Source organism: Nocardioides sp. NPDC057772 (assembly GCF_042798075.1).
GTDB lineage: Bacteria > Actinomycetota > Actinomycetes > Propionibacteriales > Nocardioidaceae > Nocardioides.
On record NZ_JBHVKN010000131.1, the window covers coordinates 1 to 13,860 of the forward strand.

Genomic DNA, 13,860 nt, shown 5'->3' on the forward strand with positions numbered 1-13,860 from the left:
TCAGGTACGTCGGGTGAACCGGATCCGCCCATCCGGGAGCCGCTCGTAGCCGTAGTTGGGGTCGTGGATCCGGCGATGGTCACTGCCACACAGCAGGACCATGTTGGCGAGGTCGGTTCTCCCGCCTTCGGACCACGGTTTCAGATGATGTGCCTCGGTCCACGCGGCTGGGGCGTCGCAGTCTTCGGCTTGGCAGCACTCGTCGCGTAGCCGGAGTGCCCGGTGTTGGATCGGATGCGCCAACCGGGCCGTGCGACCGAAGTCGAGGATCTCGGAGCCGGTGCCCAACACGACCGGGACTAGGTCGGCGTTGCACGCCAACCGGCGAGCCTCGGCCGCGGTGATCTGCTCGCCGTCGAACCCGAGGGCGGCGGTGCCGAGGTCGGCACGGAGCTGGTCGAGGGTCATGGTGATGATCACCGTGGTGCCATGACCGCCGTGCCTGGGCAACGGGTCGACGTCGTAGGTCTCGATGACCCGGGCGAACGCCTGACCCAGCAGCCGGTCGTACGGCGCCTTGACGCCCTTGTCCTCGGCCGAGCGCTTCCGCGGCTGCGCGAGCGAGTCCAGGATGGTGCGGAGCCGGACCCCGATGGCGCGGGAGACCCGGGCGTGGATGTCGATGGTGCCGTCGCCGTTGTCCCGCGATTGGAAGAAGCTACGCCGCTGCGCCCGCTCTTCCTCCCGCAGCAGCGACTTGGCTTCGGCCTGTTCGAACCGCTCGGGGTCGATCTCAGCGAGGATCCGCTGCCCGACGATCTTGAGCTCGTTCGCGGTCAACCGGGTGGCGTAGTCGACCAGCAGCTTCTCGGCCAGGACCAGGTCTTCGCCGCTGGTGGCGGGATCGGTCTCGATCGCATCGAGGGCCTTGGTGATCACCCGGGCTTTGTCCTGGGAGACCACGCCCTTGGCCAGACTTTCGGCGACGAGGTCGTACTTCGCGAGCCCAGCGGCGAGCTTGATCTGGGATCGCGCGACCGCCTTGTCGACGAGCAGCTCGGTGCGCATCCACCCGGAGGCGTCCTTGGCACCGGTCTCTTCGGCGATATCGCCAGCCGACGCGAGCACCCGGAGCTTGAGGGCGGCCTGCTGCGCCTGCAACTTCTCCAACCTCTTCAAGAGGTCCTTCTTCTGCCCGGTCCGCCAATACGCAGGATCGGTCGACAGCAGGTCCTGAACGGAGCACTCGATGGCCGTCAGGGCAGCGTCGATCGAGTCGCCGGGGCTGGTGCCCCAGTGGTCGATCCCGCTCCCGAGACTCATCGCTTCCCGCTTTCAAGGGGTGTGCTTGATGGTCCCTATTCTACCCCAGAACCACCCCTGCGAGAAACTATTTTCCCAGGTCAAACCCCACTTTCGCGGCCAGCGAACGAACAGTATTCGCCGCGCCACACCCGGGCCGCCGCCCCGATAGCCAGCCAAATCTTTTCTCGATCTGGTCCGGAGTCCAGGACCGCCGAAGGCGGCCGGCGAAGGCGGCCGGCGAAGCCGGCGCCCGAAGGGCGTCCTTGACGCCGGTCCAGATCGAGAAGACCCTCGAGAACGGGTCGGCGGCCCACCCCGGCCCTCAGCGGAACGTTCCGGCAGGGAGCCGTGTTGGTGTCGACGCGCCTCCGCCCAGCGGCTCCGGCGGCTCGACCAACCCAAGCACCCTTACCCCCGGCAATGCCCCCACGGCATCACGAGATTCAAATTCGGGCTTGGACAGGCATCACCGAACGTTCCTAACGTGATCGTCACCACCTTCCCCCAGCAACTCCCAACACTTGAAGGACGTGACTCGTGACCGAGTACTGCCCGACCGACCTGGCCGCCCAGCTCAAGAGCGGGCTCCTCTCGTTCCCGGTCACCCATTTCACCGAGGACCTCCAGTTCGACGAGGAGGGCTACCGCAAGCACCTGAGCTGGCTGGCCGAGTACCCGGTCGCGGGCCTCTTCGCGGCCGGCGGCACGGGGGAGGGCTTCTCGCTGAACCCGGAGGAGACCGACCGGGTCGTACGCGCTGCGGTCGACGAGGTCGCCGGGGCCGTGCCGGTGCTGGCGCCGGCGACGGGGAGCACGGCCAACGCGGTGGCGCAGGCGAAGGCGGCGGAGGCCGCGGGTGCCGACGGGCTGCTGCTGATGCCGCCCTACCTCACCGAGGCCGGGCAGGAGGGTCTGGTCGAGCACGCCAGCCGCGTGTGCGAGGCCACCGGCCTCGGGGTGATCGTCTACAGCCGCGCCAACGCCGTGCTGCGTGACGAGGCCGTCGCGCGGCTCGCCGACCGCAACCCCACGCTGATCGGCTTCAAGGACGGCGTCGGCAACATCGAGCAGATGACCCGCACCTACGCCCGTGTCGGCGACCGGCTGACGTACATCGGTGGTCTGCCGACAGCGGAGACCTTCGCGCTGCCGCTGCTCCAGCTCGGCGTGAGCACCTACTCCTCGGCGCTGTTCAACTTCGCGCCGCGGTGGGCGATCGAGTTCTACGATGCCGTACGTGCCCAGGACCGCGACGAGGTCTACCGTCGTCTCAACGAGTTCGTGATCCCCTACCTCGACATCCGGGACCGTACGGCCGGCTACGCCGTGTCGATCGTCAAGGGTGGCTTGGCCGCGATCGGCCGGCCCGCGGGCCCGGTCCGCCCGCCGCTGACGGACCTGCGCGAGGACGAGATCGCCGAGCTGCGTGACCTCATCGCCCGCATCTCCTGACGCCGCCCAGAGACTGCACCGAGACCGACCCGATAGGAAAGGCACCATGAGCTACCGCTCGATCATCGCCGGAGCCGACTCCGAGCAGCCCGACGTCACCGCCGCCACCGTCGCCGCGGCCGAGGCCTTCGCCGGCTACCGCGCCACCTCCCCCGAGGCCCGGGCGGACTTCCTCGACGCCGTCGCCGCCGAGATCGAGGCGTCCCGCGCCGAGATCGTCGAGGCCGCCGTCGCCGAGTCGCACCTGCCCGAGGGCCGGATCAGCGGCGAGGTCGGCCGCACCACCGGTCAACTGAAGATGTTCGCCGGCGTCGTACGCTGCGGTGACCACCTCGGCGTACGCATCGACCCGGCGCTTCCCGACCGCACCCCGCTCCCGCGGGCTGACATCCGGCAGCGCCAGATCCCGCTGGGCCCGGTGGCGGTCTTCGGGGCCAGCAACTTCCCGCTCGCCTTCTCCACGGCCGGCGGCGACACCGCCTCCGCCCTCGCCGCGGGCTGCCCGGTGGTCGTCAAGGGTCACCCGGCACACCCGCTCACCGGCTACCTCGTCGCCCAGGCGATCACCCGCGCGGTCGAGAAGGCGGGGCTGCACCCCGGCACCTTCTCCTTCCTCCTCGACACCGACTTCAAGGGCGGCATCGAGCTCGGCCAGGCCCTGGTCGTCGACCCGCGGATCAAGGCCGTCGGCTTCACCGGCTCCCGCGGTGGCGGGCTCGCGATCGCCGCGGCCGCGGCGGCCCGTCCCGAGCCGATCCCGGTCTACGCCGAGATGTCCTCGATCAACCCGGTCGTCATCCTTCCCGGCGCCCTCGAAGGCGACACAGACGCGCTCGCCACGGCCTACGTCGGGTCCCTGACCCTCGGCTCCGGCCAGTTCTGCACCAACCCGGGCCTGCTCTTCCTCCCGAGGGGCGAGGCAGGCGACGCCTTCCTCGCCGCCGCCGGCCGTGCCACGGCGGAGGCCGTCGGCGCCACCATGCTCACCCCGGGGATCGCCCGAGCCTACGAGAAGGGCATCGAGAAGCTCCGCGCCACCGACGGCGTCACCGTCGTCGGCGAGGGCACCGCGGGCGACACCGACGCCCCGGCGCCCCAGATCGTCGAGGCCGCCCGCCTCGCCGGCGTGACCGACGAGGTCTTCGGTGCCTCCGGCGTCGTGGTCCGCTTCGACTCCGTCGAGGACCTGCTGCCCAGCCTGGACTCCCTCGAGGGCCAGCTCACCGCGACCGTCCACGCCACCGCCGCCGACCACGAGGTCGCCGCCCAGGTGGTCTCCGCGCTCGAGCTCAAGGCCGGCCGCATCCTCTTCAACGGCTGGCCCACGGGCGTCGAGGTCGGCCACGCCATGGTCCACGGCGGTCCGTTCCCGGCCACGTCCGACTCCCGCACCACCTCGGTCGGCAGCCTCGCGATCGAGCGCTTCCAGCGCCCGGTCGCCTACCAGGACGTACCCGCGGCGCTCCTCCCGGAGCCCGTACGCGACGACAACCCGTGGCAGCTCGTCCGGCGCATCGACGGGGAGCTGCAGCTGCCATGAGCGCCACCACCATCGCAAAGGTCGAGGTCGTCCCGGTCGCCGGCCACGACTCGATGCTGCTCAACCTCAGCGGTGCCCACGCCCCCTTCTTCACCCGCAACATCGCGATCCTCACCGACTCCGAGGGACGCGAGGGCGTCGGCGAGGTCCCCGGCGGCGAGCCGATCCGGCGCACCATCGAGGAGGCTGCCGAGCTGCTCGTCGGCCAGCCCGTCGCCCGCTACCGCAGCCTCCTACGCCAGGTCTCGGACACCTTCGCCGACCGCGACGCCGGCGGCCGCGGCGCCCAGACCTTCGACCTGCGTACGACCGTCCATGCCGTCACCGCGCTGGAGTCCGCTCTCCTCGATCTCGCAGGTCAGGCCCAGGGTGTGCCGGTCGCCGAGCTGCTCGGCGACGGCCAGCAGCGCGACTCGGTGCCGATGCTCGGCTACCTCTTCTACGTCGGGGACCCCGACAAGACCGACCTGCCCTACCTGCGCGAGCCCGATGCCGCCGATGACTGGGAGCGCTTGCGCAGGGAGGTCGCGCTGACCCCCGAGGCGGTCGTGCGTCTCGCCGAGGCCGCCCAGGCTCGCTACGGCTTCGCCGACTTCAAGCTCAAGGGCGGCGTCCTCGCCGGCGAGGAGGAGGTCGCCGCGGTGACCGCCCTCCACGAGCGCTTCCCCGATGCCCGGATCACCCTCGACCCCAACGGCGGCTGGCTGCTCGCCGACGCGGTCCGGCTCTTGAGGGGCAAGGACGACGTGCTCGCGTACGCCGAGGACCCCTGCGGCGCCGAGGGCGGCTACTCGGGGCGCGAGATCATGGCGGAGTTCAAGCGCGCCACCGGTCTGCGTACGGCGACCAACATGATCGCCACCGACTGGCGCCAGATGTCCCACGCGATCCGCACCAACGCCGTCGACATCCCGCTGGCCGACCCGCACTTCTGGACGATGTCCGGCTCGGTCCGCGTCGCCCAGCTGTGCCACGACTTCGGGCTGACCTGGGGCTCCCACTCCAACAACCACTTCGACGTCTCGCTGGCGATGTTCACCCATGTCGGCGCCGCCGCACCGGGAGAGATCACCGCCCTGGACACCCACTGGATCTGGCAGGACGGGCAGGGGCTGACCGAGTCGCCGCTGGAGATCCGCGACGGTGCCGTCGCGGTGCCGACCGCCCCCGGTCTCGGGATCCGGCTCGACCGCGACCGGGTCGCGGCCGCGCACGAGCTCTACCTCGAGCACGGGCTCGGTGTGCGTGACGACGGCGTCGCGATGCAGTACCTGGTGGAGGGTTGGACGTTCGACCCCAAGCGCCCGTGCCTTGTCCGCTGAGCTCGTCTGGCTCCTGCTCGCCGGCATCGGCGCGGGCCTGACCGGCTCGGTGGCCGGTCTGGCCTCGCTGGTCAGCTATCCCTCCCTGCTGGCCGCGGGGCTGCCGCCGGTGGTCGCCAACGTCACCAACACGGTGGCCATGTTCGGCGTCACCGGCGGCACCATCGCCGGATCACGGCGCGAGCTGCGAGGTCAGGGTAGGCGGATCGCCTGGCTGGCCCTGGCCTCCTTCCTCGGTGGTGCCGTCGGTGCGGCCCTGCTGCTCACCACGCCGGCCGAGGCGTTCGAGGCGGTCGTGCCCTGGCTCGTCGGGGCCGGTGCGATCCTGCTGCTGCTCCGCGACCGGATCCGGGTCTGGGCGGCAGCGCTCGCGACCACGAGGGCGCCGCGGCGGGTTCCGCTCGGCCACGAGCGGCGGCGTACGGTCGCCCGCGGGTTCGCCTGGGGCGCGGCCGTGTTCGTGCTCGGCATCTACGGCGGCTACTTCGGGGCCGGCGTCGGCATCATCGCGCTCGCGGTCCTCGTCCTCGAGCGCACCGAGGCGCTCGCGATCACCAACGCGGTCAAGAACGTCGCTACGGGCGTTGCCAACGGCACCGCCGCGGTCGCGTACGTCTTCTTCGCTCCGGTCGACTGGCCCGCCGCGGTCGCCCTCGGCGTGGGCGCCGTGCTCGGTGGCTTCCTGGGGCCCGCGATCGTCCGGGTCGCGCCCGAGCGCCCGCTGCGTTGGCTGGTCGGTCTGGCGGGTCTCGGGCTCGCGCTGCACCTGGCGACCCAGTAGATCGTGTGCAGTAGGCTCCGGGCCGCTGTCACGGGTCGCAGCCAGGTCTGAGGAGGACAACCGTTCATGGGTTCGAGCAACGTCTCGGTGCGCGATCGGGTGCGTGCGCTGGTCGACAACGAGACCTTCCAGAAGATCATCATCGGCGTGATCATCGTCAACGCGGTGGTGCTCGGCGTCGAGACGATGGTGCCCGAGCACCTGGCCCACGAGCTGGCGCTCTTCGACAGCCTGCTGCTCGGGGTCTTCGTCGTAGAGCTGGTGCTGCGCCTGGTGGCGTACGGCCCGAAGTTCTTCCTCGACCCGTGGAACATCTTCGACACCGCGATCGTGGCGATCGCGCTGGTGCCGGCGACCGGGCCGATGTCGGTGCTGCGGGCGCTGCGGATCCTGCGCGTGCTGCGCCTGGTCAACTCGGTCCCCTCGATGCGTCGCGTCGTCGACGGCCTGATCGCGGCGATGCCGGGGATGGGCTCGGTCGCCGCGCTGCTGGTGCTGATGATGTACGTCGCGGTGGTCATCTCGACCAACCTCTATGGGGAGATCGCGCCGGACTACTTCGGCGACCTCGGCACCAGCGCGTTCACGCTCTTCCAGACCATGACCGGCGAGGCCTGGCCCGACATCGCCCGCGAGGTGATGGCCGAAGATCCCTCGGCGTGGATCTTCTTCGTCGTCTTCATCCTGGTGATGACCTTCGCGGTCCTCAACCTCTTCCTCGCCGTCGTCGTCTCCGGCATGGAGAGCGTCGAGACCCTCACCAAGCACGAGGAGGAGTCCGACGCCGAGATGATGGCCATCCTGACCTCGCTGCGCGAAGACCTCACCGCCGTACGCGAGGAGCTGGCCGTCACCCGGGCCGAGCTGCGGAGCGCAGGGACCGCCGGCGACGAGGTCCAGCTCTGACTTCCGCTGGGCGGAAGCTGGGCCTGGTCAGGGTGTGGCGCCGGTCATAGCCTCGGGCGTCATGAGCATCTGGGACGAGAAGATCTTCGACGGAGCCTTCGTGCCCGGCGGCGCCGGGACGATGGCAGTGACGGCCCCCGCGACCGGGGAGACCATCGCCACGATCGGCCAGGCCGACGTCGCCGACCTCGACAAGGCGGTCGCGACCGCCAAGCAGACGCAGCGGACCTGGGCAGCGCTGCCCTACACCGAGCGCGCCGCGGTGATGACCAAGGCGGCCGCCATCCTCGAGGCAGACCCCGACCGGCTGACCCGCTGGCTGGTGCCGGAGGCCGGGTCTGGCCAGGGCAAGGCCGGCTTCGAGGCGATGCTGGTGACCTCCGAGCTGAACGCGGCCGCGGCGCTCGCGGCCCAGCCGTACGGACAGATGCTGCGCAGCATGAAGCCGCGGGTCTCGATCGGCCGGCATGTCCCGGTCGGCGTCGTCGGCGTGATCAGCCCGTTCAACTTCCCGGCGATCCTCTCGATGCGCTCGGTCGCTCCGGCCCTGGCGCTCGGCAACGCGGTCGTGCTCAAGCCGGACCCGCGGACGTCGATCTCCGGCGGTCTCGTGCTCGCCGAGATCCTCGCCGAGGCCGGGCTGCCCGAGGGGCTCCTGCACGTGCTCCCGGCAGGCGCCGAGGTCGGTGCCGCACTGGTCGCCCATCCGGACGTGCCCTGCATCTCCTTCACCGGCTCCACAGCCGCCGGCCGCAAGATCGGTGAGGCCGCCGGCCCGCTGCTGAAGAAGGTCCACCTCGAGCTCGGCGGCAACAACGCACTGCTGGTGCTGCCCGACGCGGACATCGACGCCGCGGCCTCCGCCGGCGCCTGGGGATCCTTCCTCCACCAGGGCCAGATCTGCATGACCACCGGTCGTCACCTGGTCCCCAAGGACAAGGTGGAGGAGTACGCCACCAAGCTGGCCGCCAAGGCCGAGGCCATCTCGGTCGGCGACCCGACCGATCCGGCCAACGCGCTGGGCCCGATCATCGACGAGCGGCAGCTCAAGAGCGTGCACGACATCGTCGAGGGCACGGTCGCGGCAGGTGCGACGCTGCTGGCCGGTGGCACCCACGACGGGCTCTTCTACCGTCCGACGGTCCTCGCCGACGTACCCCTGGACAGTCCGGCCTTCAGTCAGGAGATCTTCGGCCCGGTCGCCCCGGTCGTGGGCTACGAGAGCGTCAAGGAGGCGATCGAGATCATCAACTCCTCCGAGTACGGCCTCTCGGTGTCGCTGCTCACCGCCAACCCGTTCAAGGCCTTCGAGCTCGCCGACCGGATCACCTCAGGAGCGGTGCACATCAACGACCAGACCGTCGACGACGAGGCCGTCGCCCCCTTCGGCGGTGCCAAGGCCTCCGGCGTCGGCGGCCACTTCGGCACCTCGGCCAACATGGACACCTTCTGCGACATCCAGTGGGTCACGATCCAGTCGGAGATCGAGCGCTACCCGTTCTGAGCGTCGTAGCAAGGCTGGCTGTCCGTTCGTCGCCGACGCCAGGTAGTCTCGCCCTGCCAGTCGTACTCCATGCCTGATGGGGTCAGGGAACCCGGTGAGAGTCCGGGACTGACGCGCAGCGGTGAGGATGACGGGCGGGCACGCTCTTCTCCCGGGAAGGGCAGCCACTGGAGCCTGGCTCCGGGAAGGCGCTCCGCTCCGATCGATTCCGAGTCCGAAGACCTGCTGGCTCTGGCGGCGCCCGCCGCCAGGTCACCACGTGTCCCGCGGAAGGGCACATGACCGCAGAGCAGGTGTTCTGATGTCGCGAGTCCGATCCGACCGGTGCCCGGGAGTCGGCCGTCCGTGGCCGGCCGAGGACGGTCTCCTGGTGCGGTTGCGCCTGATCGGCGGGTCCGTCTCCTCCGCCTCGCTGCTGTCGCTGGTCTCCGTCGCCGAGACCTACGGCGACGGCCGCGTCTATCTCACCGGACGCGCCAACCTGCAGGTGCGCGGGCTGCCCGCCGTCGACGGTGCCCTGCCCGCTGAGGTGCTCACCGCGCTGAAGGCGACTGGTCTGGTGCCGGCGCAGACCCACGAGCTCGTACGCAACGTGATGGTCTCCCCGCAGACCGGGCTCGCCGGGGGACGGGCCGACCTGCGCGGCGTCGCCGCGACGCTGGACCGGCTGCTGTGCGCCTCGCCGCGGCTGGCAGCGCTGCCCGGGCGGTTCCTCTTCGTGCTCGACGACGGCCGCGGCGACCTGGTCTCGCGCGAGTGCGACCTCGGGCTGGTGGCGCTCTCGGAGGCCGAGGGTCAGCTGCGTGTCGGCGACTCGTGCGGGCCGGTCGTGCCGCTCACCGAGGCCGCTGGTCGGCTGGTCTCGTTGGCCACCCGCTTCCTGGACGTACGCGGAGAGGGGCCGTCGGCGCCCTGGCACGTCTCCGAGCTCGACCGCCCGCTGGTCGAGCCGGTCGAGGCCGACTCGCGGATGCCGGCGGAGGCTCCGGAACTGGGGTTCGGCGAGGTGCTCGGCGGCGAGCACGTCGCGGCCACCGACGGCGCCCTGGACCGGGCCGCCGTCGAGGCGCTGGTGGAGCGGGCGCCGGCGGTCGTGGTGACGCCGTGGCGCGGCGTACTCGTGCCCACACCGCCGGTGCGTCCGACCCGGCGCTACGACTACATCGACCAGGGACCGGCGATCTACGTCGACTCCTTCGCGACCATCCGGCGCGAGGCCGACCTCTCCGCGGTACCCGCGGACGCCGAGCGGCTCGCCGTCCGGATGATCCACGGCAGCGGCCAGGTCGATCTCGCCGCCGACCTGGACATCCACCCCGGCCTGGTGAAGGCCGCGCGCGGCGCGCTGGAGGCTGGCGCACCGATCCTGTGCGACGCGACGATGGTCGCCACCGGGGTCACCCGCAGCCGCCTCCCGCGCGACAACGAGGTGCTCTGCATGCTCGGCGACGACCGGGTCCCGGCGCTGGCCCGCGCCTGGGGCACCACCCGCACCGCCGCCGCGCTGGCGCTGTGGGAGCCCTATCTGGAGGGCGCGGTGGTCGCCATCGGCAACGCCCCCACGGCGCTCTTCCACCTGCTCGAGATGATCCTCGACGGCGGCCCGCGGCCGGCCGCGATCGTCGGCTGCCCGGTCGGCTTCATCGGCGCCGCCGAGTCCAAGGAGGCGCTCGCCTCCTTCGCCGACGACCACGGCATCGACATCCCCTACGTCACCGTCCGGGGCCGCCGTGGCGGCTCCGCGATGACCTCGTCCGCACTCAACGCACTCGCCCAGGAGCAGGAATGAGCGTCCCGACCCCTGGACGGTTCACCGTCGTCGGCATCGGCCCCGGCGACCCCGAGCTGATCACCCTCAAGGCAGCCCGGCTGATCGGTGCGGCCCCGGTGGTCGCCTATCACGCCGGCGTGCGCAAGCAGTCCCACGCCCGCCGCATCGCGTCCGCGCTGATCCCGGCCGACGCGGTGGAGGAGGAGCTGCGCTACCCGGTCACGACGGGCACCACGAGCCACCCCGGCGGGTACGTCGGGGCGATGGCCGAGTTCTACGAGTCCTGCGCGGTCCGGCTCTCGGCCCACCTCGACGCCGGCCGCGACGTGGTCTTGCTCGCCGAGGGCGACCCGCTCTTCTACGGCTCCTCGATGTATCTCCACGACCGGTTCAAGGAGGTCTACGAGACCTCCGTCGTGCCGGGTGTTCCCGCCTTCGCGGCCGCCACCGCGGCCGTCTCGACACCACTGGTCCGCCAGACCGACGTGCTCACGGTGCTGCCGGGCACCCTGCCCGAGCCCGAGCTCGCCCGGCGCCTGGCCGACACCGAGGCCGCCATCATCATGAAGCTCGGCCGGACCTTCCCGGCGGTTCGCTCCGCGCTGGCCGCGGCCGGTCGGCTCGAGGGCGCCTGGTACGTCGAGCGTGCCTCGCAGCCCGAGGAGCGCTGGCTGCCGGTGGCCGACGTCGACCCGGAGTCGGTGCCGTACTTCTCGCTCATCGTGGTCCCTGGCGACACGGCTCCCGCTCCCGCCTCGGCAGACCGCATGCGACAGACGTCCTCGGCGGCGTCGTCGGTGGCCGAGCCCGTCGAGACCGCGGCACGCGGGGAGGTGCTCGTGGTCGGGCTGGGGCCTGGACCCGACCGGTGGTTGACGCCCGAGGTGAGTGCGGTGCTGGCGGAGGTCGGCCATGTCGTCGGCTACGCGCCGTACGTCAACCGGGTGCCGCAGCGCGCCGGGCTGCAGCGGCACGCGTCGGGCAACACGGTCGAGGTCGACCGGGCGCGGCACGCGCTGGACCTGGCGCTCGCGGGGGAGCGGGTCGCGGTCGTCTCCGGCGGCGACGCCGGGGTCTTCGGGATGGCCTCCGCCGTCTTCGAGGCGGCTTCGGACCCGGCCTACGCCGACGTACGCGTCACCGTGCTGCCCGGTGTCAGCGCCGTCCAGGCGGTGGCGGCGCGGGCGGGCGCGCCCGTCGGCGCGGACTTCACGGTGATGTCCCTCTCCGACCGGCTCAAGCCGTGGTCCGTCGTCGAGGACCGGCTGCGCGCGGTCGCTGCCGCCGACCTGGTGCTGGCGATCTACAACCCCGCCTCGCGCTCGCGCACCGAGCAGATCGGCCGGGCTCGCGACGTACTCCTCGAGCAGCGCAAGCCCGACACCGTCGTCATCGTCGGTCGCGACGTCGGGCGGGCCGAGGAGTCGCTGACGGTGACCACCCTCGGAGAGCTGGATCCGGCGACCATCGACATGAAGTGCCTGGTCATCGTGGGGGCGAGCTCGACCCGGGTGACCGCGGCCGGGCAGGTCTGGACGCCGAGGTTCGTGCTGTGACCATCCAGCAGACCATCCAGCAGACCACCCAGCAGACCGTCCACTTCGTAGGCGCCGGCCCCGGCGCCGCCGACCTGCTCACCGTACGCGCGACCCGCCTTCTCGAGGCTGCCGACGTCGTGCTCTACCCCGGCACCTACCTCGACCCCGAGGTGCTGGCGCACTGCAGCCCCGAGGCCGAGCTGGTCGACACCCAGAAGCTCGACCTCGACCAGATCGTCGGCGCGATCGTGGCCGCCCACCGCGACGGCAAGCAGGTCGTACGCCTCGTCTCCGGCGATCCGTCGGTCTACTCGGCCGTCGCGGAGCAGACCCGGCGCCTCGACGTCGCCGAGGTGCCGTGGGACGTGACGCCCGGGGTGCCGGCCTACGCGGCGGCAGCCGCGCTGGTGGGACGGGAGCTCACCGTCCCGCTGGTGGCCCAGTCGGTGGTCCTCACTCGCACCCAGGCCCGGTCGACGGCCATGCCGGAGGGGGAGTCGCTGGCTGCGTACGCCGCCACCGGTGCCACGGTGGTGCTCCACCTGGCGATCCGGCGCACCCGCGAGCTGATGGCCGAGCTGCTGCCGTTCTACGGTCCGCAGTGCCCGGTCGTGGTCGTCTACCGCGCCAGCCAGCCCGACGAGCTGGTGCTGCGCGGGACGGTCGCGACGATCGCCGACGCGGTCGAGGAGGCCGGCCTGCGCCAGGCCGCCGTCATCCTCGCCGGGCCCGCGCTGGCCCGCGACGGTGGCGAGTCGTTCCTCTACGACGCTGCCCGGGTGCGTGCCTGATGGACCTCTACGACGCCATCAACCGCCGCCGCGACACCCGCGCCGAGTTCACCGGTGAGCCGGTCGCTCCGGACGTACTGGAGCGCGTCCTCTCTGCCGCGCACGCCGCCCCGAGCGTCGGGATGTCGCAGCCGTGGGACTTCGTGCTCGTACGCGACGCCGACCGCCTCGAGCGCTTCCACGCGCACGTCGCGACCGAGCGCGACACCTTCGCCGCCACGCTGTCCGGCGAGCGCGCGGAGACGTTCTCCCGGATCAAGATCGAGGGCATCCGCGAGTCCGGGCTGGGCATCGTGGTCGGCTACGACCCGAGCCGCGGTGGCCCCAACGTCCTCGGCCGCCACGCGATCGCCGACGCCGGCCTCTACTCGGTCGTCTGCGCCATCCAGAACCTCTGGCTCGCCGCCACCGCCGAGGGCCTCGGCGTCGGCTGGGTCAGCTTCTACCGCGAGGAGTTCCTGCGCGACCTGGTCGGCATGCCCGAAGGTGTACGTCCCGTCGCCTGGCTCTGCGTCGGTCATGTCGAGGGTCTGCCCGATGTCCCCGACCTGGAGCGCTTCGGCTGGCGCCACCGCTCACCGCTCTCGACGGTGGTCCACGAGGAGACGTTCGGGTAGTCCGTCAGAATCGGCGGGTACATCCTCTTCGATCATGACGGTGTCCTGGTGGACACCGAGCCCTGGTACTTCAGGGCCGGGGCACGAGCCTTGGCTGCGATCGGTGTGACGTTGGACCAGGAGCGGTATCTCCGGGACATGAGCCAGGGCCTGGGGACCTGGGAGCAGGCTCGAGCGGCTGGCCTCAGGTCGGCCGTCGCGGCTGGGATCGACTGCGCGGTCGTACACAACGACTTCACCAGCACCCAGGAGTTCTCCCAGGCCACCTATCGGATCGACGGCTTGGGAGAGCTGAAGCACATCGTCGGCGCATGAAGCACGGCGCTTTTACTAGACGATGACACCTCGTGAACGATTCACAAGGTGTCATCGTCTAGTAAAAGCGCGGACTGT

12 protein-coding genes, 1 pseudogene and 1 riboswitch are annotated in these 13,860 nt (G+C 71.3%); of the genes and pseudogenes, 12 read left to right on the top strand and 1 reads right to left on the bottom strand.

The annotated features are described in order from the left end of the window. Positions 1 to 1,263 carry a DUF222 domain-containing protein gene (locus ACFVJS_RS19135; RefSeq protein ID WP_378883514.1) on the bottom strand — a complete coding sequence of 421 codons (1,263 nt, stop codon included), beginning with the start codon at positions 1,261 to 1,263 and terminating at the stop codon, positions 1 to 3. Positions 1,264 to 1,782: 519 nt separating this feature from the next. On the opposite strand from ACFVJS_RS19135, the gene kdgD reads away from it, so the two are divergent. From kdgD to ACFVJS_RS19195, 12 genes and pseudogenes are all read left to right on the top strand, one after another. Then, positions 1,783 to 2,697 carry a 5-dehydro-4-deoxyglucarate dehydratase gene (gene kdgD, locus ACFVJS_RS19140; RefSeq protein ID WP_378883516.1) on the top strand — a complete coding sequence of 305 codons (915 nt, stop codon included), beginning with the start codon at positions 1,783 to 1,785 and terminating at the stop codon, positions 2,695 to 2,697. Positions 2,698 to 2,743: 46 nt separating this feature from the next. Beyond that, on the top strand, positions 2,744 to 4,237 hold the full coding sequence (locus ACFVJS_RS19145) for an aldehyde dehydrogenase (NADP(+)) (RefSeq protein ID WP_378883518.1): 1,494 nt from the start codon (positions 2,744 to 2,746) through the stop codon (positions 4,235 to 4,237). Beyond that, on the top strand, positions 4,234 to 5,559 hold the full coding sequence (locus ACFVJS_RS19150; protein WP_378883521.1) for an enolase C-terminal domain-like protein: 1,326 nt from the start codon (positions 4,234 to 4,236) through the stop codon (positions 5,557 to 5,559). Before ACFVJS_RS19145 ends, ACFVJS_RS19150 begins: the two co-directional genes overlap by 4 nt. After that, positions 5,549 to 6,340 carry a sulfite exporter TauE/SafE family protein gene (locus tag ACFVJS_RS19155; protein WP_378883522.1) on the top strand — a complete coding sequence of 264 codons (792 nt, stop codon included), beginning with the start codon at positions 5,549 to 5,551 and terminating at the stop codon, positions 6,338 to 6,340. The genes ACFVJS_RS19150 and ACFVJS_RS19155 overlap by 11 nt, the downstream gene beginning before the upstream one ends. Positions 6,341 to 6,406: 66 nt before the next feature. After that, positions 6,407 to 7,246 (top strand): ion transporter, encoded by an 840-nt coding sequence (locus ACFVJS_RS19160; RefSeq protein WP_378883525.1) that lies wholly within the window; start codon positions 6,407 to 6,409, stop codon positions 7,244 to 7,246. A gap of 61 nt (positions 7,247 to 7,307) precedes the next feature. Further along, positions 7,308 to 8,750 carry an aldehyde dehydrogenase family protein gene (locus tag ACFVJS_RS19165; protein ID WP_378883527.1) on the top strand — a complete coding sequence of 481 codons (1,443 nt, stop codon included), beginning with the start codon at positions 7,308 to 7,310 and terminating at the stop codon, positions 8,748 to 8,750. A gap of 40 nt (positions 8,751 to 8,790) precedes the next feature. Further along, positions 8,791 to 8,995: riboswitch (cobalamin riboswitch) on the top strand. A 56-nt stretch (positions 8,996 to 9,051) separates the two neighbouring features. Then, positions 9,052 to 9,243: pseudogene (locus ACFVJS_RS19170) on the top strand (nitrite reductase); the annotation flags it as partial. 642 nt (positions 9,244 to 9,885) lie between these two features. Beyond that, complete coding sequence (locus ACFVJS_RS19175; RefSeq protein ID WP_378883538.1) at positions 9,886 to 10,539, top strand: precorrin-8X methylmutase; 654 nt, start codon at positions 9,886 to 9,888, stop codon at positions 10,537 to 10,539. After that, entirely contained in the window at positions 10,536 to 12,077 is a 1,542-nt protein-coding gene (cobJ, locus tag ACFVJS_RS19180; RefSeq protein ID WP_378883528.1) for a precorrin-3B C(17)-methyltransferase, read from the top strand. The genes ACFVJS_RS19175 and cobJ overlap by 4 nt, the downstream gene beginning before the upstream one ends. Beyond that, complete coding sequence (gene cobM / locus ACFVJS_RS19185; protein WP_378883530.1) at positions 12,074 to 12,850, top strand: precorrin-4 C(11)-methyltransferase; 777 nt, start codon at positions 12,074 to 12,076, stop codon at positions 12,848 to 12,850. The genes cobJ and cobM overlap by 4 nt, the downstream gene beginning before the upstream one ends. Beyond that, positions 12,850 to 13,467 carry a 5,6-dimethylbenzimidazole synthase gene (bluB, locus tag ACFVJS_RS19190; protein WP_378883532.1) on the top strand — a complete coding sequence of 206 codons (618 nt, stop codon included), beginning with the start codon at positions 12,850 to 12,852 and terminating at the stop codon, positions 13,465 to 13,467. Before cobM ends, bluB begins: the two co-directional genes overlap by 1 nt. 48 nt (positions 13,468 to 13,515) lie before the next feature. Next, positions 13,516 to 13,782 carry a hypothetical protein gene (locus ACFVJS_RS19195; protein ID WP_378883535.1) on the top strand — a complete coding sequence of 89 codons (267 nt, stop codon included), beginning with the start codon at positions 13,516 to 13,518 and terminating at the stop codon, positions 13,780 to 13,782. Positions 13,783 to 13,860: the final 78 nt, after the last annotated feature.